Genomic DNA, 18,450 nt, shown 5'->3' with positions numbered 1-18,450 from the left:
ATCTTTATTTAATTATGTCCACAGGGGCGGCATTTGTGGATTCTTTAGCTAGTGCAAATTTGGTGCTCGCTAATTGAAAAAGGCGCCCACTAGGAGCGCCTCTAAGGCCATTAACGCAAGCGCCGGCTTGGTTTTTTAGGTATGTTGCACGGTAATCGTCGGGAATTTACTGCTCATATCTTTGGCTTTTTCCGCCACTTTAATCGCCACTTTACGAGCGATTTCTTTGTACAGCGTTGCAACCGTTCCGGTTGGATCGGCTACGACTGTTGGCGAACCGGAATCGGCTTGCTCGCGGATAGACATGGTTAATGGCATTGCGGCCAACAATTCCACGCCATATTCAGCGCACATCTTGGCACCGCCTCCGGCACCAAAAATCGCTTCTTGATGACCGCAGTTAGAGCAAATGTGGGTGCTCATGTTTTCAACAATTCCCAAAATCGGGATGCCGACTTTTTCGAACATTTTCAAACCCTTACGCGCATCGAGCAAGGCGATATCTTGCGGCGTTGTGACGATGACCGCGCCAGTGACCGGCACTTTTTGCGATAAGGTCAGTTGCACGTCGCCCGTGCCAGGCGGCATGTCGATGACCAAATAATCCAAGTCGCGCCAATTGGTTTGCTCTAATAATTGCACCAACGCTTGCGTCACCATCGGACCGCGCCACACCATGGGTTCAGCCGGATCAATCATGAAACCAATGGAAGAAACTTGCACGCCGTAGTTTTCTAACGGTTCCATCGATTTACCGTCCAAGCTCTCAGGACGACCACTAATGCCCATCATCATAGGCAGCGACGGACCGTAAATATCGGCATCCAAAATCCCAACCCGCGCGCCCTCGGCTTGTAGCGCCAAGGCTAAATTCACTGCGGTGGTAGATTTACCCACGCCGCCCTTGCCGGAAGCGACCGCAATAATATTTTTAACATTGGGCATCAGCTTAATTCCGCGCTGAGCGGTATGCGCTACGATTTTGCTATACACATTTGCATTAACAGCGCTCACGCCCTCCACCGCCGCAACGGCCGCCACCACCAAGCCACGAATCAATTCCAACTGACTTTGTGCTGGATAGCCCAATTCCACCTCAAAATTAACGACCGATCCTTGGATTTGAATGTTTTTAACCGATTTTGACGTAATCAAGTCTTTATTCGTATTGGGATCAATCACCTGAGTTAAGGCTGATTTGACGTTGGTTTCGGTGACGCTCATGGTTTTCTCCAAAATTGTTAATTGCATCTGAGTTACTGCAAATTTCTGCAAACGGCAGCAAGTCTATCAGGGTCAGGCAAAGTCGGTATTGTTGCCCTTAGAAAAAATAAGTTATTAAGGCCTTGTTTTTATTGCACTAATTCATGCCAAACCTGAGCGCGACTTGCCCAACTCGGCCGATTTGCACCCTTTAGCTGGCTTGCTCGACCTGTTAGAATAGCGCTTTTACTTTTTCGCATTGACACTTATGACCCGCCAGCTGTTCGTCACCACTGCCCTGCCCTACGCCAACGCCGCCTTTCATTTGGGCCACATCATGGAATATATCCAGGCTGATATCTGGGTACGTCATCAACGCATGATGGGTAATTCGGTCAGCTTTGTGTGCGCCGACGACGCGCATGGTGCGCCTATCATGATTGCTGCGGAAAAAGCCAATTTAACGCCGCAACAATTTGTGGCGCAAATTGCGTCAGGTCGTAAGCAATATTTGGACGGATTTCACATTTCGTTCGACAACTGGCATTCCACCGACGGCGCGGAAAACCACGAACTGTCACAAGACATTTATCGCAAACTCAACGCCGCGGGCTTTATCACGACAAAGGTCATCGAGCAGTTTTACGATCCGGTCAAAAACATGTTTTTGGCCGACCGCTACATCAAAGGTGAATGTCCTAAATGCCACGCCAAAGATCAATACGGCGATTCTTGCGAAGTGTGCAGCGCGGTGTACGCGCCGACCGAATTAATCAACCCTTATTCGGTATTAACTGGCGCCGTGCCGGTGATGAAATCGTCTGAACATTTCTTCTTTAAATTATCTGATCCACAGTGCGTTGCGTTCCTGCGCGAATGGGCGATTGACGGCAACCGCTTGCAATCCGAGGTGGCCAATAAAGCGCGCGAATGGCTCGATGGCGAAAGCGGTTTAGGCGATTGGGATATCAGCCGCGATGCGCCGTATTTTGGCATTGAAATCCCCGATCAACCGGGCAAATACTTCTACGTTTGGCTGGATGCGCCAGTCGGTTATTTGGCCTCGCTAAAAAACTACTTTAACAAAACCGGACGCGATTTTGATGCCTTTATGGCAGACCCAACGACCGAGCAAATTCACTTCATCGGCAAAGACATCACGTATTTCCACACGTTGTTCTGGCCTGCGATGTTGAAGTTCTCTGGCTACAAAACGCCCGATCGCGTCTACGCGCATGGCTTTGTGACCGTGTCGGGCGAAAAAATGTCCAAGTCACGCGGCACTGGAATCTCGCCATTGAAGTATCTCGATATCGGGATGAATCCGGAATGGTTACGCTATTACTTGGCCGCCAAATTGAATGCCAAAGTAGAAGACATCGACTTCAGCGCCGAAGATTTCACCGCGCGCATCAACTCGGACTTGATCGGTAAATTTGTCAACATCGCCAGCCGCGCAGCGGGCTTCATCAGCAAACGCTTTAACGGCCAAGTCAACACCGCATGGGCAACTGAGGACGATGCATTCTTGGCTGGGATTCGCGCCATTGCACCAGAATTACAAACCTTGTACGAAGGTCGCGAATTCGGTAAAGCCTTGCGCGCCATCATGGAACAAGCTGACATTATCAATGCGTATGTTGATGCCAATAAGCCGTGGATTTTGGCTAAAGACAGCGCCAACGACGCCGCGCTGCAAGAAGTTTGCAGCCGCCTGTTAGAAGCTTTCCGCATCTTGACCTTGTACCTCAAACCGGTCTTGCCGCAAGTTGCCGCGCAAGTAGAAACCTGGCTCAACATCGCTCCTATGCAGTGGACCGATGTGAATACTGTCTTGCCAAATGGCCACACGATTAACGCTTATCAGCATTTACTAACCCGCGTTGAACCCGCCATTTTTGATGCGTTGTTTGATGCGCCAACTGCACCAGCCGCGCCAGCAGTTGAAACCGCGGATGCAGCCGCCGAGAGCGACATCGAGGAAATCGGCCCAACCATCACAATTGATGACTTCGCCAAGATCGACTTGCGTATCGCCAAAATCGTCAATTGCGAAGCCGTCGAAGGTTCAGACAAATTATTGCGCTTGACCTTGGACGTTGGTGAAGGCCGCCATCGAAATGTGTTCTCTGGCATTAAATCCGCGTATCCGCCCGAGCAACTGGTCGGAAAATTAACGGTTATGGTGGCCAATTTAGCGCCGCGCAAAATGAAGTTTGGCGTCTCCGAAGGCATGGTGTTGGCCGGTTCTGCTAAGGATGAGAAAGCCAATCCAGGCATTTACATCCTCGAACCTTGGCCGGGCGCCGTTCCCGGCATGCGCGTTCGCTAATGACGGACGTGATTTAAATGATAAAAAGGCCAAGAAAATATTCTTGGCCTTTTTAATTTTCAACAATGTTTTTTCGGTAACGAGCGCCTACAATACCATTTCCACTACCCACCAAGACAGCCCCATGTCGGCCATTAATTTCCACTTTCATCCCCGTTTATGGGATGAGCTACGCGACTACAATCGTCGCCGATTTATTCAGGATTTAATTGCAGGATTCACCGTTGGCATCGTTGCGCTGCCGCTCGCCATGGCGTTTGGAATTGCCTCCGGTGTTACGCCCGAGGCGGGAATCTTTACTGCCATCCTTGCCGGATTTTTTATCTCAGCCCTAGGTGGTTCGCGAGTTCAGATCGGCGGCCCAGCCGGTGCATTTATCATCGTGGTGTACGGGATTATTGAGAAATACGGCCTAGCTAATTTACTGATCGCGACCATTATTGCTGGCGTGATTATGGTGGGCATGGGCTTGTTCAAATTAGGCTCGCTAATTCGATTTATTCCAGTTTCCATCGTCATTGGATTTACCAACGGAATTGCCGTGCTGATCGCTGTATCGCAGCTCAAGGATTTTTTTGGCCTGCGCATTAGCAAAATGCCGGGTGACTTTTTTGCGCAGATTTCGGTCTTGGCGCAACAAGCCCACACGATTAATGTTGAGGCGCTTGGCTTGGCTCTTGTGTCCTTGGGAATTATTTTTGGTTGGACGCGTTTTTTGACTTTTTTGGATCATCGCTTCCGCGCCCAGCAGCGCTTATTGCACCCGCTGAAATCCATCCCGATTACCGTGATTGTGTTAGTACTGGGCACATTGGCGGTGTATGTTTTAGGGCTACACGTGGAGACAATAGGCAGCAAGTTCGGCGGCATTCCACAAGGCTTTCCGAGCTTTACCTTACCCACATTTAGCTGGGTCTTGGTCAAACAATTATTCGCGCCTTCATTAACGATTGCGCTGCTCGGCTCGATTGAATCCTTGCTCTGTGCGCGCGTGGCGGACAACTTAATGGCCGACGATATCGACCACCAAAAACACGACCCCAATCAAGAATTAATGGCGCTTGGCGTGGCCAATATTGTTACGCCATTTTTTGGTGGAATCCCTTCTACCGGAACGATTGCGCGCACGGTCACCAACGTGCGTAGCGGCGCAACCTCACCAGTCGCGGGCATAGTTCACGCACTGACGTTGGTCGTCATCGTTTTGGTTGCCGCACCATTGGCTGCCAATATTCCATTGGCGACCTTGGCCGCAATTTTAATGTTTGTGGCGTACAACATGGGCGAATGGCGCGAATTCAAAAAGCTAGGTCATTTCACGATGAATTACCGGATTATTTTGGTCGGGACATTTTTATTGACGGTGATTTTGGATTTAAGCGTGGCGGTCGAAGTCGGCTTGATGTTGGCCTGTATTTTCTTTATTTACCGCATCTCTAGCATCACCACAATTGATGAAATTAAACCCAACGTGCTCCCGCAGCCCTTGCCCGAACATGTTAAGGCTTACACTATTTTTGGCTCCTTATTTTTTGGCGCAGCCGATAAATTGGAGTCGCTCATCAAACCGCATCAGGTGCCACCCAAAATCATTATTTTGGAACTGCATCAATTGATCAACATGGACACGACCGGTTTAGATTGCTTGCAAAATCTACACCATCAACTTGCCAATCATCACAGCCAATTACTGGTGTGCGGCGCGAATCGGCAACCGCTGGATTTAATGAAGCGCGGTGATTTTATCGACAAAATCGGTGCGATTAACTGCTTACCAACATTAAATGAAGCCATCGCCCGCGCCCATACATTGTGCGGCACGCGCGCGCCCGAATGAATTTGATAACAATGCCACAACATTGGCATAACAAAATTGAATCGGGAGCCATTTTCTAAAAACCCCTGCTGGATTAGGGTAAAATAGCGCTCGTTCTAATCCATCCACCTAGGCGCACATTATGTTATTTTCAAAACAACAAACTCGCTATCAATCTGAAATTACTTTGTTTTTGGACAGTCTCAAAAAAGCCAATCCACAATTAGAACAAAATCAATTAGCCGGTCGCGCCTTGTTGTGGGATAAAGCCCCTACCAGCTTAGATGAGCAAAAGCGCATCCTCAGCTCGACAGTTAAAAAAGAATCGCATTAATCCGCACCCGCTCAGCGTATCAGTGCGGCATTCTCTGACAGCTCATGTCTGAACTAGAACAAGAATTACATCACACCACCGACACCACGCCCAACGTGGTGGATGGGGTTGCGTACGCCAAATTGTATGGCGAGCCGCTGTTTAAAATGCCGTCCGATTTGTACATTCCGCCCGACGCGCTGGAAATCTTTTTGGAAGCATTTGAAGGGCCGCTGGATTTATTACTGTATTTAATCCGCAAACAAAATTTCAATATTCTCGATATCCCGATGGCGCAGGTTACGCGCCAGTATTTGGATTACATCGAATTAATTCGCAAAAATAATCTGGAATTAGCGGCCGAATATTTGCTCATGGCCGCCATGTTGATTGAAATTAAATCGCGCATGTTGTTACCAGTAAAACCAAGCGAAGAAGGCAAAGAAGCCGACGATCCGCGCGCTGAATTAGTACGCCGCTTGCTGGAATACGAACAAATCAAATTGGCCGCGATGGACGTCAATGCGCTGCCGCAATTGGGGCGCGATTTCTTATGCGCGCAAGTATTGGTCGAACAAAACACCATTCTGCATTGGCCCGAAGTTGAGCTAGCGGATTTACAAGCGGCTTGGGCCGATATTTTGAAGCGCTCCAAATTAGTTCAGCATCACAAAATCAGTCGCGAAGAACTCTCGGTGCGCGAACACATGTCTGGCATTTTGCGGCGCTTGCAATCGGCCCAGTTTGTGGAATTCTCAGACCTATTCGACATCAATCGCGGCGCGCCAGTCTTGGTGGTGAACTTCGTCGCGCTACTGGAACTCGCTAAAGAAACGCTAATCGAAATTACGCAAGCCGAAGCATTTGCGCCTATCTATGTGCGCTTGGCTTACACCCCGAGCTAAACCTATTCTTCTACTTCTGTACCTTATCCCTTATGAAAATTGTTACCTCGATTGAAGAGCTGCGCGACCAGCTCAGCGGCCAGCTTCGCACCGCATTTGTGCCCACCATGGGCAATCTGCACGAAGGTCATTTATCGCTCATGCGCTTAGCGCGTCGTCACGGCGATCCAGTCGTAGCGTCGATTTTTGTCAATCGGCTGCAATTCGGCCCAAACGAAGATTTTGATAAATATCCGCGCACGTTTCAAGCGGACGTTGAGAAGTTAGAAAAAGAAGGCGTGTACGTCTTATTCGCACCAACCGAAAAAGATCTCTACCCAGAGCCACAAGAATACCGCGTGCAACCACCATCGGGACTGGGCAATATATTGGAAGGCGAATTCCGCCCCGGCTTTTTCGTCGGCGTATCGACTATCGTCTTAAAGCTGTTTTCCTGCGTTCAACCGCGCGTGGCGATCTTCGGTAAAAAGGATTACCAGCAGCTCATGATCGTGCGCAATATGTCCAAACAATTCGCACTGCCAACCGAAATCATCGCCGCCGAAACTTACCGCGCAGAAGACGGATTAGCGCTCTCGTCACGCAATATGTATTTATCCCAAGACGAACGCGCCGAAGCACCTGAGCTATACAAAACCTTAAACCAGGTGGCCGACGAAGTACGCGCAGGGCATTTGGACATGTTCCAGTTAGAAAAAGAAGCCATGGCGCAATTAGCGCAACGCAATTGGAAACCGGATTACATCTCGATTCGCAAGCGGGTCGATTTGCAACCGCCGTCGGCAGGTGATTTGGCAAAAAATGAACCGTTGGTGGTGGTAGCTGCGGCTAAGTTGGGAACGACCCGATTGATTGATAATTTGGAGATTTGAGCGAATTAACGTTCGCCACCACATTGAGAAAAGCCTGACTCGTCAGGCTTTTTTTATCTACACCGTATAAACAGTTTTATACCGAACCTAGCATCATTCGTCACCAGCGAAATTCAACTCAACTCCGTTCCCCACGGGATCATTAAAAAACAACTGTGTCTGCCCAGTCAACGGAACCTTAGCTCTTCTAAAGGCAATTCCGTGGCGCTCTAAATTCGCAATAACCAAATTTACATCAGCGCAATTCAAGGCAAAATGATCGACCGTGTAGCTCTTACCTGCGATCCGTTCTTCCACCTGATCGGACACACTTAAATGCACAACATCGATGCCATTGGCGCACAACCAATAACCGAAACTAGCGAACGGTGGCCGATTGCCCAGAGTTAGACCAACAACGTCGATGTAAAAGTTTTTTAAAATTTCTAGCGTAGCGCGGTTGCCGCGCAGGTTGATATGGCTTAGTCCGAGGACGGTCATTCGCTATTCCTTACGTTAGATGCTGGTCATTTGGAATTTAACGCTTTCCAATAAATTCGATACGACGAAATCTGAGCGCCGGCCAATCTTCGTCAATCGCAACCTGCCTGACGGTGTCGAAACCTAATGCCTTAAGAGCTTCCCAACCTTGATCGCGGCTAAGGTCGGATTTAAAGTTTTTAGACGTGCCTTTTGGGTAGGCGAACCAAACGATTACGTCCCCCAAGTCGTTCGCGCCTAATGTCGCTGACGTTTGTTCGACTTGGCTTTGTTGCGTTACAAATATCAGCGCAAAGTCGATGCTTTTCAGGGCTGATCGCTGCGTCAGGATTTCAATGCCAGCTAGGTTTGCTAATTCGGATTGAAACGATGGCGGCGCATTGAGCACCACGATGCGCTGCTGCTTAGTTAAATTTAGCTTCGAGAATAGTGGCGACATTTTTATCTTCTAGCAGACTAATTTAAGCAACTAAGCCAGCGGCGCAACCGACGCGCCATCAATTCCATGCCGCTGTAAAGCGTTCGCCACAAATCCAGATGCCTTCATCTGCTCCACAAATTGCTGTAAATATTGTGCCGCCGCTGCGCCCCGAGTTTTCGGCAATCCCATCGCTTGTTGTATCGTCATAAAACGCTCACCAAGTAAGCGAAATCCATCGATATTGCTGATGTCGGCTTCTAACTGCTGCCTCACGCCAGCGGCGACTTCGGCGTTCGATTCGATAAAAGTACTCACGACGGTTTGGGAGGACGAAGCGCGCACGATGTTGGCTAATTTCAACTCGCGCGATAAAAATAAGTCGTAGGCGCTGCCGCTACCAACTACAACGCGATGCTCTGAGCGATCCACATCAGCGTTATTCATGATAGAAGACCCATTCGGCACCAAATAAAAACCCTCGATCAACACATAAGGATGGGTAAAAGCGATCTCCGCGCCACGCACAGGATCGATGGCAAAAAAACCAATGTCAGCTTGCCCATCAGACACAGCCTGCACGGACTGGGCCGCTTTGTTAAACACCACTAACTCCAGCGCAACACCTAATCGAGCCGCCAACTCATTCGACAGATCAACCGACACACCAACCGCTTGACCGGATGCATCAAGATTAGCTAAAACAGGATTACCCAAATTAATCGAAGCGCGCAGTTTGCCGGTGGGACAGAATGCGTTGAGTAGCGTTGAGTCGGTCATTTATGTTTTCCTTAATATCCAATCGTGATCAATTTTTTCTGCATGCCAGCCCAAAATAGTTGCTTGGGTTATCAGCAGCGCGGCAGATTTTTGCAACACTCATTGTAATTTTTTTCGACGCTAAAGAGCACTATGTTTTGGATCTCAACAACGACCAAGCCAAATAAAAACGCTGCCAACTGCCGAGGATGGGGCGGTGGCAGCGTCGATTGCTGATGGCGCGAAGGCTACGATTATTTCAAACTATCCGCACCCACCTTACAAACAACTTCATCTTGCGAACCTGTCCCGCCAGAACAGCCAATGGCACCGATGATTTTGCCATCGACGATTAAGGGAATTCCGCCGCGTGACGCAATCACACCGTCTAGCGTGGTGACATAGTTATAGTTGCTGACTTGGATTGCGTTTTCATAGGCTTTGGTTTCACGGCGGAAGGTCACCGCGGCACGGGCTTTGTGCTGCGAGATTTCGATTGACGCTAATTGCGCGCCATCCATGCGTTGGAACGCGACTAAGTTACCGCCTGAATCGGCTACTGCGATATTGAGTTTCCAATTATGTTTTTTCGCCTCTGCCACGGCCGCTTGAATCAGAGTTTGTGCGCGGTCTAGTTTGATCGGTTCGCCGTAGGGAAGGTCAAACGGCATTTTTTCAGGCACTGCATCTAACGGATTAGGTTGTTGCGCGTGACCGACCGCGCTTACTGCAAATAAGGATAAGGCGACCAGAAATGATTTGGCTGACATGGCAATTCTCCTTGGGCTATTTTTTGACGCTACTTAATTTTTGCAGCTGACTCTTACAACTAACAAACTAAAGGCGCTGACCACCGAAGTCGCCAGCGCCAAAACGTTACATGACTGAAGCATAGTCCTTATTTTCCATACCAAATCGACCAGCTTGTTTTGCTCCCGCGCCGCCTGATGCGCTCGCAGGCAATACCGATGTTTTCATTACTGGTGGATTTTGCACAAAAGGTTGGATACCGAGTTCTTTATCAATCTCAGTTGGGTAAATTAATTTACCGCGTGTGATGACCAGAGCGACTTTGCGAATATCGCCTAGATTTACCGTTGGTTCACCATCGACTAACACTAAGTCGGCCAATTTACCCGGCACGATAGAACCGCGATCTTCCAGGGCATGGGAATACTTGGCACCGTTCAAGGTCGCCACTTGGATCGCCTGCGCTGGAGTTAAGCCTGCCTTGACGTACAGTTCCAACTCCGCTTGCAAGGTAAAGCCCGATAACGCATCCGTGCCGGCTACCAAAGGAATTCCCGCGCGGTACATGCGCCCAACGAAATCAACCATCTTGTTGTACGACTCCAGATGTACTTTGGCGGTCGCATCGTCGGGGATATCCATTTGCCCAACGCTAAAGCCGCGTTTTACATCGGGCGGCATGTGGTCGGCAATCGGCGCATACGGAGCTGCCATGTCGCCGTCACGCTGCTTTAAGAAATCAAAAGTCGCCAAGGTGGCGTCGATGGAGGTGTGATGATCTTGCAGCAGTTTGATAAAGTCTTGCACTTCTTTCGATTCAAAATCCAATCCAGCGACTTTGTCTGCCGGTAATTGGAAGCGATCCAAGGTGCGGGTATCGGTCGTTGGCGTCACCAAAAAATTAAGCATCACTTGGTTGATGTGTTGAATCTCATCGTAGCCCTGCTCGACTGCTTCTTGAGCGCGCATGAAAACGGGAATATGTCCGCTAACCCGCATGCCTTTGCTGTGCGCGTAGGCGACGACTTCCTTCAAAATATCTTTCGGGAAGGAGTTATAAATTTTGAGCTGCGGATAACCGTGTTCGGCGTACCAATCTACCGCATGTCTTGCTTCGGCCAAATCCTTAATCACAAAACCATTGTTGGCAGAATACGGACTCTTACCTTCCAAAAATCCGCACGGAACTAATTGCGGCGAGAGCAATTGATCGGCGGCGATTTCGTCGATCATTTTTTGCATTTCTGAGTTGGAGTTACCCATATCTCGCACGCTCGTCACACCAGCGGCTAAGTTCAATCCACCTGACCAACGATCCACGTGACCGTGCATATCAAATAAGCCCGGCAACATCACGCGACCGGCTGCGTCGATTTCGTTTTCAGCACCAGCTACCGGAGAGCCAGCGGGTAAGACTTGAGTGATCTTGCCGCGCAAAACATACACATCCGACAAACCACCGAGTTGCGCCGTTTCGCTATCAAACACCCGCGCATTTTTAATCACGGTCAAACCCGCCATCGGATGTTGAAGGCGTGCTGCTAAGTCTTTTAATAATTTATCGGACGCGGCAGTTTGATGCTTGGCTAATTCAGCCGAATTAGCTTGCCAACCGTCTTCGATCATCGTGAGATAACCTGGGGCGACAATGGCAAATAAGCGCGGTGCTTTGCCCGTAGTAGCCCATACAAACTGCGGATTAAAGCCGATACCGGTTTGCGCTAACAATTGGATTTTTTGACTTTGACCATTGCGCTTAACAACGACTTCATCGACCTTTTTCTGGCTTAGGCTACCCGATGGCAGCAAGGGCAAAGAATTATCTTTACGAGCAGCCAAGGCGGTGATCGCAAGCGACGCTGGCTCAAAGGTCGAATTCATCGGCAAATACATGGCCGTGCCTTCTACTTTTTTACTACCCTTCTCCGAGGTCGAATGCCACTCGGCTTGTTGCCCTACTTGGCTAAAATGTTCATCGACTTTTGCGCCAAAGGTTGAAGCGCCGACCGAGCTGTACGAGCTCATGCTGCCATCTTTGGCGAGTTGAATTACCTCGTCCAAATCGGGGCCGCGACCATTGTCTTTGAAGGTGTAATGCACTTTAATTTGACCTGAATCGCTGCGCTCCACAATTTGTTTTCCAGCCACTGTGCCGTTGTCCAGAATAATGGTGTAACGGGTCGTCTCAGCCGCGTGCGTGGCTGCCATACTTAATACGGCCAGCGCGCAAGCGGTCAGTTTGAGGGCGCTGTTGACGCCCTTTTGTTTGATTGAGCTAACTAATCTCATGATTTTCCTTTTTGCTATTTCGGGGGATTTGTGCTGACTAATTTCATTTCAGGTTGGAGTTACTTGACCTTCGCTGACGGTCTGGCGATGGCAACCATTTCTTTCGCAATTTGAACCATCAAACCATTTTTGTCGCCGTTCAATTCATACACATTAAAGTGGCTGCGCTCTGGTACGAAGGTAAAGTGAGCGTCGGCCTTTAAACCATCCAATACCGCTTGCAGCCGATGTGCCGCGCCATCCAAATAGAAGGTATCTTTGGTGCCGACAATTAAATGAATCCGCCCTTTTAAATCCGCGCCGCGCGTTGCCCAATTGGTTTTAACGATATGCGCCAAGTCATAATGATCGCGCCAATAGTCCACAACTTTCGGATCAATTACACCGGTCTCGCGATTGAATAAGGACATCGGCGCGCCGCTATCGCCCTTGGGCGAAAAGACCCAATCAAACGACGTCATCTGTCCGCCATACGGTCCGAGCACATATTCCATCTGGGCGAATTGGCGTAGCGATGCAATGACTTTATCGCCATCGCGCACTAGCGGATATTCGCTGCCATCTGGTCGATAGTAGGCATTGGCATTGGCAGCATAAATATCGGGACCGGTGAAATCATGAAAATCACTCGAATCTGGTGAGGTTGACCAAGTGCCGCCAAACACTTTGGGGTAATTGATTTGCAACTGCAAGGTAGCCCAACCACCGCTGGAATGGCCGTTTAAAAAGCGGCCAGTCACTTTGCCATCCATGCGGTAATGCTGTTCTAAATAGGGAATAAATTCTTTGGTCAGCGCTGCGCCCCACGGGCCGTTATTGACCGAATCGGCAAACTCGTGTGTTCCTTGCGCGAGCGATTCATCCAACATCACCCAAATCATGGCAGGTAACTCGCCTTTTTCCATGCGCTCACGAATCTTCAAACCGGTATCTAAGGAATATTCCAAGTTTCCACCAAAGCCATGCGTCCAATACACAGTTGGAAACGATTTGATCGATTTATCCGAATAGTTAGGCGGCAAAATAACCCACGCTTTGACTTCCGTTGGCTTGCCCCAGAATTGGCTTAATTGCGAGCTGACAAATTTCTCTTGCCGCGCCACGTCGGGTTTAGCTTGCTCTATATCTTTTTGTTTGCGCGCTAACCAATCGGGATTTTCTTCGGGGTGATGCGACAGATTAAACGATGGCATAACGCCACCGGGAACCCAATCAAAACTGACCACATCGCTAATCCACGCATGGGCATTACGACCGCCGTAGTTATAACTGCGGTCCACGTCCAACACCGCTTGCGCTTCGTATTTGCCCGCGGGCAGTTGCGACAAACCTTTGGGGAAAGCGATGTCGTCCGCGTCCAATAAAACCGTCGCGCCGGGCGCAATCCGATAAACGTCTTTGGCGGCTAGCCAGGTTTCAGAAATCGCAAACGGATTGGCATCCACTTCTTTCGCGCCCGAAGCCGCCTTAACAAAAAACAGCAAGCGCCCCGAGGCATCGTGTTCAATCTTGGCATCTAACTGAACAGGAACTTGCACATGGCTGAGCGGCGTAGTAACAGCGGTAGCATCGGCCCAACTATCTAAGGAAACGAAAACTGAGGAAGAAAATATGACGGCTAATAGCCATGAACAGGCGCGCTGTGTTCGCATGATTATCCTTGTTGGTGAGAGGTGAAAAGGTGTCACGTTCTCAAGGTAAATCGACATCATGCTAAGAGAAGATGACTGAAAACCGAATGCTGAATCGTGCCACGGAAATATCCATACTGCAACATCTTATTGCTAGACAATTTGACGATTGCACACAATGTGCAACCAGACAAATTAACCAAATTAAATTTGGCATTTTTCGACCTTAGTTAGCTTGCAGCAACACTTCGCCCAAGCATGCCGATACCGAATAATGAGAGAAAACTAAGCTTACCAATCAAGTAAAAAAATACCCGCTATCAATTAGCGGGCAGGTTCTTTGGAATGTTGGACTAGATTTACAAGGAATTAACTCAACGCATTGCCTTTTCACTCCAGCGCGCAATCAAGGTCTTATGCTCAGGTGCCATGCCGCTAAATTTAGCGCCGACGCGATAATCGCCGCCCGACAAAATGGTGTACAGACATTCAATAAAACACGGAACCAAGGTCGTCGAGGTGGAGCCGTTCAAATCCGGCACGGTGATTTGCATCTCGTATTTTTGATTCGCAATCAGATGTTCAGCCGTTGTGAATTGCATACCCGAGCTACTAATATTGACCACTTTTGCGCGTACGATTTGCTTGGAAGGAAGTCGCAATGCAGCATGCCATGCCACCATTAATCGCGGGACAGAACGGTTTTCAACCATAATAATTATTTTGCATTGAGTGCTGCTTTAAATTGACAAATTGCGCTTATTGTACACGCTCGCCGAACAAATTTCGCTAGACAATTTAGACGATTTTTACAGTTTCTCAAGCAAAAAACTTGCTTTAAATAACTATTTTTAAATCCCCAAAAAAGGCTTGCATCACGCAATTTACTGTATTAGTATATTAATACAGTAACCGGAGAGCGCAATGCCCGATCCCGCCATTCAATTATTTTCCGTCACCGCCGGCTCGACCGAGCCGATCTACCGCCAATTGGTTGAGCAAGTCACGCGCTTGGTCGCCAGTGGCACCTTGCAACCCGGCCAATCGATGCCATCGGTGCGCGAGTTGGCCGGCGCGCTAGCGGTCAATCCGATGACGATTTCCAAAGCCTACAGCCTGTTAGAAACGAGCGGTGTATTAGAACGCCAACGCGGCATCGGCATGCTGATCGCCCAGCACAGCAATAACACCCGAAAAATCGATCGCCGCATTGAACTGCTCACACCCACACTCAATAAACTAATTTTTGAAGCCAACCAATTAGAGCTGGACGCTGACACCGTCATCGCCCAACTCACCTCCATGTTGAAAGGACCTGCACAATGAAACCGCCTATTGGCGAACTTACCTCCGTATTCAAATCATTCGACCAGCACAGCGTATTGCGCGATTTGAATTGGCGCATTGAACCCGGTTCAGTGATCGGCTTATTGGGTCGCAACGGCGCAGGTAAATCAACGCTATTGGAATGTTTGCTAGGTTTGCGTGAGATTGATCGCGGCAGCAATTTGCTGTTTGGCGAATCGGCCCAGCATTTAAGTAGCGCCACTCAAGAAAATATCGGCTACGTTCCGCAGCAATCGGATTTGTTTGAGTGGTTCACAGCACAACAAATGTTGAGCTATTTTCAATCGTTTTATCCGCGCTGGAACCAAGCCAAGGTCGAGCAATTAATCAGCCGCTGGGACATTCCCACCAACCGATTAATCAGCAAATTATCGGTCGGTCAAAAGCAACGTCTTTCAATTATCCGCGCATTGGCGCACCAACCCGCCCTGCTGGTGTTAGATGAACCAGTCGCCAGCCTTGATCCTTCGGGTCGGCGCGACTTTTTGCGCGAATTAATTACCGACGTAATCGAGCGCGAAACCACGGTGATTTTCTCGACCCACATTTTGTCGGACTTGGAACGGATTGCAATGGAAGTCGCCTTCCTCAATGATGGCCGAATCAAGCTGCAAGAACCGCTCGATAATTTACTAGAAAATACCGTGCGCATTATCGGCGACACCGCGAGCTTGCCGACGTTTGCTAAGGAACTCAGCCGCAAACAAATCAGCGCTCAGCAAAGCAGCTTGCTAGTTCAGCTCACAACTAGTGAACTAGCTCAGGCTCAGCACAACGCACTCAATATCGATGCGATTGGGTTGGAAGATTTGTTTATTGAATTAACGGCTTGAGGTAGATCATGCATACATTTTTTCAGCCTTTGGTGGTGCCATTGCAAGCTCGGGGAAATATGGGATCTCCGATTTTGCTCAAAGGGATGTTGCTAAGTCCCATTATATTGATGCCGTTTTTATGGTTTGTTTCACACAAAACAATCATTACATTGATTGGCCTACTTATGCCGCTGATTCCGCTGTTGATCGTGTATTGGGCAACCTTGATTAACTATACCCATTTGCAACTGCCGGCAACTAATAGTCATTTGCTGCCCGGGATCAAACGACGGCTGTTCACTGGTCTCATCTTCGGATGGCTGTTGGTTTCACTTATTGGCACGGCGCTCTATACATCCAGCTACTGGTTGGCGGGACTTCAAATCGATGAAATAAAAATCAGTCCGAGCGATATTTGGGTATTTTGGATTATTGCCAGCGGCGCGATGATTTTTTTCGTGTTTTTCCTCAGGGCACAATTCATTGCATTAATTATTTGGATTTCTGCCTGCTTCAATTTGCAGAAAATTTGTTTAATTTTGCCAACCATCATCAGCGAACACTTGGCTCTATTTTTTATTGCAGTTGTATTTATCGGCGGGACATATTTCTTTCGTGTCACGCATCCTAATGTTGAGCAAGCATTAGCACTTCAAAAGCGCTTCATCAATCTGACTCAGTGGAGTCGAGGACAGCCAGCTTTATATAAATCGACACTATTGCTCGCCGTTGAGAAATTAAACCGATACATCTACCTATTCATTCTGCGACATCGAATCAAAGCCAATAAGCCCATTCTATATTTTGGCTTGGGTTCATCGGTACACTGGTCGTATTGCACTCCCGTCGTGCTCATCGTATTGATTTATATGAGTGGATTAAAAGTCTTTGAAGTTGTCGGTGTTATTTCAAGCCAGTCAATCGGCATACAACTCGACGCCATGTTCCTCACTGTTGCTTGGGGCGTACCGTTTTCAATCGCAATTAATACGTTGACCGCGATTGAACGAAGCAAAAAAGAACAACGCTTAATGTATTTACTGCCTAAACAAGATGAAGTCCGTGGGTCGAATCGACCTCTACTCAATTACATCGCAAAAAATAACGCGATCACTTTTTTGATATTTTTAAGCTTGCTTATCGTTGGAAAGTTTTTTTTATATTTGAGCTCTGAAAGGTGGATTATTTTTATTATCTGCTGTGGCATGCCGCTGTACCCCTTAGTTTTTCGGGACTACCGTCACAATGCATTTAACAATTCCAAATTACTTATCCCAATCGTTCTCTATATCCTAATTATGATCATCAGCCTTGCAGCAATCATGTATTGGAACCTGTCCGTGTGGGGTTGGAATTTCGGACTGGTATTAGTTAGCCTAATCTTATTTTTCAATCGCTGGAATTCAATCATGGACGCCCCACCTGTGCTTCCTGCCGATTGCCCCTAATTTAGAAGCGCCCATAAAAAAACGGATTGATATACACATCAATCCGTTTTTATTTAGCGACTTGTACCGCTTATTCAGCCTGCTCAATCTTCTGTTCAATCGCGCCAAAAATCGATTTGCCGTTTTTATCCAGCATCTCAATCTTCACCACATCACCAAATTGTAAATAAGGCGTCGTCGCATCACCGTGCGCAATAATTTCTGCAGCGCGTGTTGCAAAAATACTGCTGTTGCCTTTGCTGCCTTCTTTGTTAAATACCGTACCGGAACCAATTATCGTGCCTGCTTTGGCGTTGCGGGTTTTGACCAAGTGCGCGATTAATTGTGGGAAGCTAAAAGTCATGTCAACGCCCGCGTTAGGCGCTCCAACCAATTTGCCTTTGATGCTGGTACGCAGAGGTAAATGCAGCTTGCCTTTTTCCCACGCGTCGGCCAATTCGTCTGGTGTGACGGCGACGGGTGAAAAACTGGTGCTTGGTTTGGAATTGAGGAAACCAAATTTTTTAATCATTTCAGTCTGCATCAACTCACGCAACGACACATCGTTAGCCAACATGACCAAGCGTATCGATTCCGCGGCTTGCTGTGGGGTTGCGCCCATTTTTACGTCGTCAATAATGACCGCGATTTCGCTTTCGACATCAATACCAAACGCTTCGCTCGCAACCAAAATATCGTCGCAAGGCCCCAGAAAATCGTCGGATGCCGCTTGATGAATTAATGGCTCGGACCAAAAAAAATCAGGAATTTCGTCCTTGCGCGAACGCGCAATTAAATCGACAAAATCCACATAAGCGGACGCATCGGCGAACTGATAAGCACGTGGCAATGGCGACATGCATTGGGTCGGATCGAAATCAAAACTATTCGGTGCGCGGCCTTGGTTAAGCTGCACGTATAAATCTTCGCACTGCGGCGCCATAAAATCCCAACTATCTAATACATCTTGCAGCGTAGGCGCAATATTGGTGGCGATCACAGCGGTTTTTAAATCACGCGAGACGATCAGCAATTGTCCATCGCGGCTTCCATCTTTTAGGGTGGCTAATTTCATGTCTTAAATGGTTAAAAA

General features: G+C 48.4%; 17 protein-coding genes. 8 read left to right on the top strand and 9 right to left on the bottom strand.

The genetic code is table 11. The annotated features are described in order from the left end of the window. Positions 1-135 precede the first annotated feature (135 nt). Entirely contained in the window at positions 136-1,224 is a 1,089-nt protein-coding gene (gene apbC / locus E2I14_RS13650; protein ID WP_133329465.1) for an iron-sulfur cluster carrier protein ApbC, read from the bottom strand. Between the two features lie 247 nt (positions 1,225-1,471). On the opposite strand from apbC, the gene metG reads away from it, so the two are divergent. From metG to panC, 5 genes are all read left to right on the top strand, one after another. Then, positions 1,472-3,535 carry a methionine--tRNA ligase gene (metG, locus tag E2I14_RS13645; RefSeq protein WP_133329463.1) on the top strand — a complete coding sequence of 688 codons (2,064 nt, stop codon included), beginning with the start codon at positions 1,472-1,474 and terminating at the stop codon, positions 3,533-3,535. A gap of 124 nt (positions 3,536-3,659) precedes the next feature. Further along, the gene (locus E2I14_RS13640; RefSeq protein WP_133329461.1) at positions 3,660-5,372 is read left to right on the top strand and encodes a SulP family inorganic anion transporter; all 1,713 of its coding nucleotides are present in this window, start codon (positions 3,660-3,662) and stop codon (positions 5,370-5,372) included. 121 nt (positions 5,373-5,493) lie between these two features. Beyond that, complete coding sequence (locus tag E2I14_RS13635; protein WP_133329459.1) at positions 5,494-5,685, top strand: DUF3460 family protein; 192 nt, start codon at positions 5,494-5,496, stop codon at positions 5,683-5,685. Positions 5,686-5,729: 44 nt separating this feature from the next. After that, a complete protein-coding gene (locus tag E2I14_RS13630) occupies positions 5,730-6,569 on the top strand; it encodes a segregation and condensation protein A (RefSeq protein WP_133329457.1) in 840 nt (279 codons plus the stop codon). A 32-nt stretch (positions 6,570-6,601) separates the two neighbouring features. Next, complete coding sequence (gene panC / locus E2I14_RS13625) at positions 6,602-7,441, top strand: pantoate--beta-alanine ligase (protein WP_133329455.1); 840 nt, start codon at positions 6,602-6,604, stop codon at positions 7,439-7,441. A gap of 93 nt (positions 7,442-7,534) precedes the next feature. On the opposite strand, the gene E2I14_RS13620 is transcribed toward panC, so the two are convergent. From E2I14_RS13620 to E2I14_RS13590, 7 genes are all read right to left on the bottom strand, one after another. Beyond that, the gene (locus E2I14_RS13620) at positions 7,535-7,921 is read right to left on the bottom strand and encodes a VOC family protein (protein ID WP_133329453.1); all 387 of its coding nucleotides are present in this window, start codon (positions 7,919-7,921) and stop codon (positions 7,535-7,537) included. Positions 7,922-7,958: 37 nt separating this feature from the next. Then, positions 7,959-8,360, bottom strand: coding sequence for a hypothetical protein (locus E2I14_RS13615; RefSeq protein WP_133329451.1), 402 nt, complete (start codon positions 8,358-8,360; stop codon positions 7,959-7,961). Positions 8,361-8,390: 30 nt separating this feature from the next. After that, positions 8,391-9,119, bottom strand: a complete 729-nt coding sequence (locus tag E2I14_RS13610) for an ABC transporter substrate-binding protein (RefSeq protein WP_133329449.1) — start codon at positions 9,117-9,119, stop codon at positions 8,391-8,393. A gap of 233 nt (positions 9,120-9,352) precedes the next feature. Further along, positions 9,353-9,868, bottom strand: coding sequence for a GlcG/HbpS family heme-binding protein (locus tag E2I14_RS13605; RefSeq protein WP_133329447.1), 516 nt, complete (start codon positions 9,866-9,868; stop codon positions 9,353-9,355). A 106-nt stretch (positions 9,869-9,974) separates the two neighbouring features. After that, positions 9,975-12,137: an amidohydrolase family protein gene (locus E2I14_RS13600; protein ID WP_133329445.1), complete on the bottom strand. Its 2,163-nt coding sequence runs from the start codon at positions 12,135-12,137 to the stop codon at positions 9,975-9,977. A gap of 59 nt (positions 12,138-12,196) precedes the next feature. Next, positions 12,197-13,789, bottom strand: coding sequence for an alpha/beta hydrolase (locus E2I14_RS13595; RefSeq protein WP_133329443.1), 1,593 nt, complete (start codon positions 13,787-13,789; stop codon positions 12,197-12,199). Positions 13,790-14,142: 353 nt separating this feature from the next. Beyond that, on the bottom strand, positions 14,143-14,481 hold the full coding sequence (locus E2I14_RS13590) for a PilZ domain-containing protein (RefSeq protein ID WP_133329441.1): 339 nt from the start codon (positions 14,479-14,481) through the stop codon (positions 14,143-14,145). 211 nt (positions 14,482-14,692) lie between these two features. On the opposite strand from E2I14_RS13590, the gene E2I14_RS13585 reads away from it, so the two are divergent. Genes E2I14_RS13585 through E2I14_RS13575 form a run of 3 tightly spaced genes read left to right on the top strand, consistent with a single transcriptional unit; the run spans position 14,693 to position 17,378 of the window. After that, positions 14,693-15,094, top strand: coding sequence for a GntR family transcriptional regulator (locus E2I14_RS13585; RefSeq protein ID WP_133329439.1), 402 nt, complete (start codon positions 14,693-14,695; stop codon positions 15,092-15,094). Next, entirely contained in the window at positions 15,091-15,948 is an 858-nt protein-coding gene (locus E2I14_RS13580; RefSeq protein ID WP_133329437.1) for an ABC transporter ATP-binding protein, read from the top strand. Before E2I14_RS13585 ends, E2I14_RS13580 begins: the two co-directional genes overlap by 4 nt. Positions 15,949-15,956: 8 nt before the next feature. Next, positions 15,957-17,378, top strand: coding sequence for a hypothetical protein (locus E2I14_RS13575; protein ID WP_133329435.1), 1,422 nt, complete (start codon positions 15,957-15,959; stop codon positions 17,376-17,378). Positions 17,379-17,448: 70 nt separating this feature from the next. Here the strand turns inward: E2I14_RS13575 and E2I14_RS13570 are convergent, their stop codons facing one another. Next, positions 17,449-18,432 (bottom strand): fumarylacetoacetate hydrolase family protein, encoded by a 984-nt coding sequence (locus E2I14_RS13570; RefSeq protein WP_133329433.1) that lies wholly within the window; start codon positions 18,430-18,432, stop codon positions 17,449-17,451. Positions 18,433-18,450: the final 18 nt, after the last annotated feature.

It is taken from the genome of Sapientia aquatica, assembly GCF_004358105.1.
Classification (GTDB): Bacteria; Pseudomonadota; Gammaproteobacteria; order Burkholderiales; family Burkholderiaceae_D; genus Solimicrobium; species Solimicrobium aquaticum.
This window is presented reverse-complemented; position numbering and strand designations above follow the sequence as displayed.

Coding starts and splice junctions, on each gene's coding strand:
- apbC (WP_133329465.1), bottom strand. CDS start 1,224: ATGAGCGTCACCGAAACCAACGTCAAATCAGCCTTAACTCAGGTGATT.
- metG (WP_133329463.1), top strand. CDS start 1,472: ATGACCCGCCAGCTGTTCGTCACCACTGCCCTGCCCTACGCCAACGCC.
- E2I14_RS13640 (WP_133329461.1), top strand. CDS start 3,660: ATGTCGGCCATTAATTTCCACTTTCATCCCCGTTTATGGGATGAGCTA.
- E2I14_RS13635 (WP_133329459.1), top strand. CDS start 5,494: ATGTTATTTTCAAAACAACAAACTCGCTATCAATCTGAAATTACTTTG.
- E2I14_RS13630 (WP_133329457.1), top strand. CDS start 5,730: ATGTCTGAACTAGAACAAGAATTACATCACACCACCGACACCACGCCC.
- panC (WP_133329455.1), top strand. CDS start 6,602: ATGAAAATTGTTACCTCGATTGAAGAGCTGCGCGACCAGCTCAGCGGC.
- E2I14_RS13620 (WP_133329453.1), bottom strand. CDS start 7,921: ATGACCGTCCTCGGACTAAGCCATATCAACCTGCGCGGCAACCGCGCT.
- E2I14_RS13615 (WP_133329451.1), bottom strand. CDS start 8,360: ATGTCGCCACTATTCTCGAAGCTAAATTTAACTAAGCAGCAGCGCATC.
- E2I14_RS13610 (WP_133329449.1), bottom strand. CDS start 9,119: ATGACCGACTCAACGCTACTCAACGCATTCTGTCCCACCGGCAAACTG.
- E2I14_RS13605 (WP_133329447.1), bottom strand. CDS start 9,868: ATGTCAGCCAAATCATTTCTGGTCGCCTTATCCTTATTTGCAGTAAGC.
- E2I14_RS13600 (WP_133329445.1), bottom strand. CDS start 12,137: ATGAGATTAGTTAGCTCAATCAAACAAAAGGGCGTCAACAGCGCCCTC.
- E2I14_RS13595 (WP_133329443.1), bottom strand. CDS start 13,789: ATGCGAACACAGCGCGCCTGTTCATGGCTATTAGCCGTCATATTTTCT.
- E2I14_RS13590 (WP_133329441.1), bottom strand. CDS start 14,481: ATGGTTGAAAACCGTTCTGTCCCGCGATTAATGGTGGCATGGCATGCT.
- E2I14_RS13585 (WP_133329439.1), top strand. CDS start 14,693: ATGCCCGATCCCGCCATTCAATTATTTTCCGTCACCGCCGGCTCGACC.
- E2I14_RS13580 (WP_133329437.1), top strand. CDS start 15,091: ATGAAACCGCCTATTGGCGAACTTACCTCCGTATTCAAATCATTCGAC.
- E2I14_RS13575 (WP_133329435.1), top strand. CDS start 15,957: ATGCATACATTTTTTCAGCCTTTGGTGGTGCCATTGCAAGCTCGGGGA.
- E2I14_RS13570 (WP_133329433.1), bottom strand. CDS start 18,432: ATGAAATTAGCCACCCTAAAAGATGGAAGCCGCGATGGACAATTGCTG.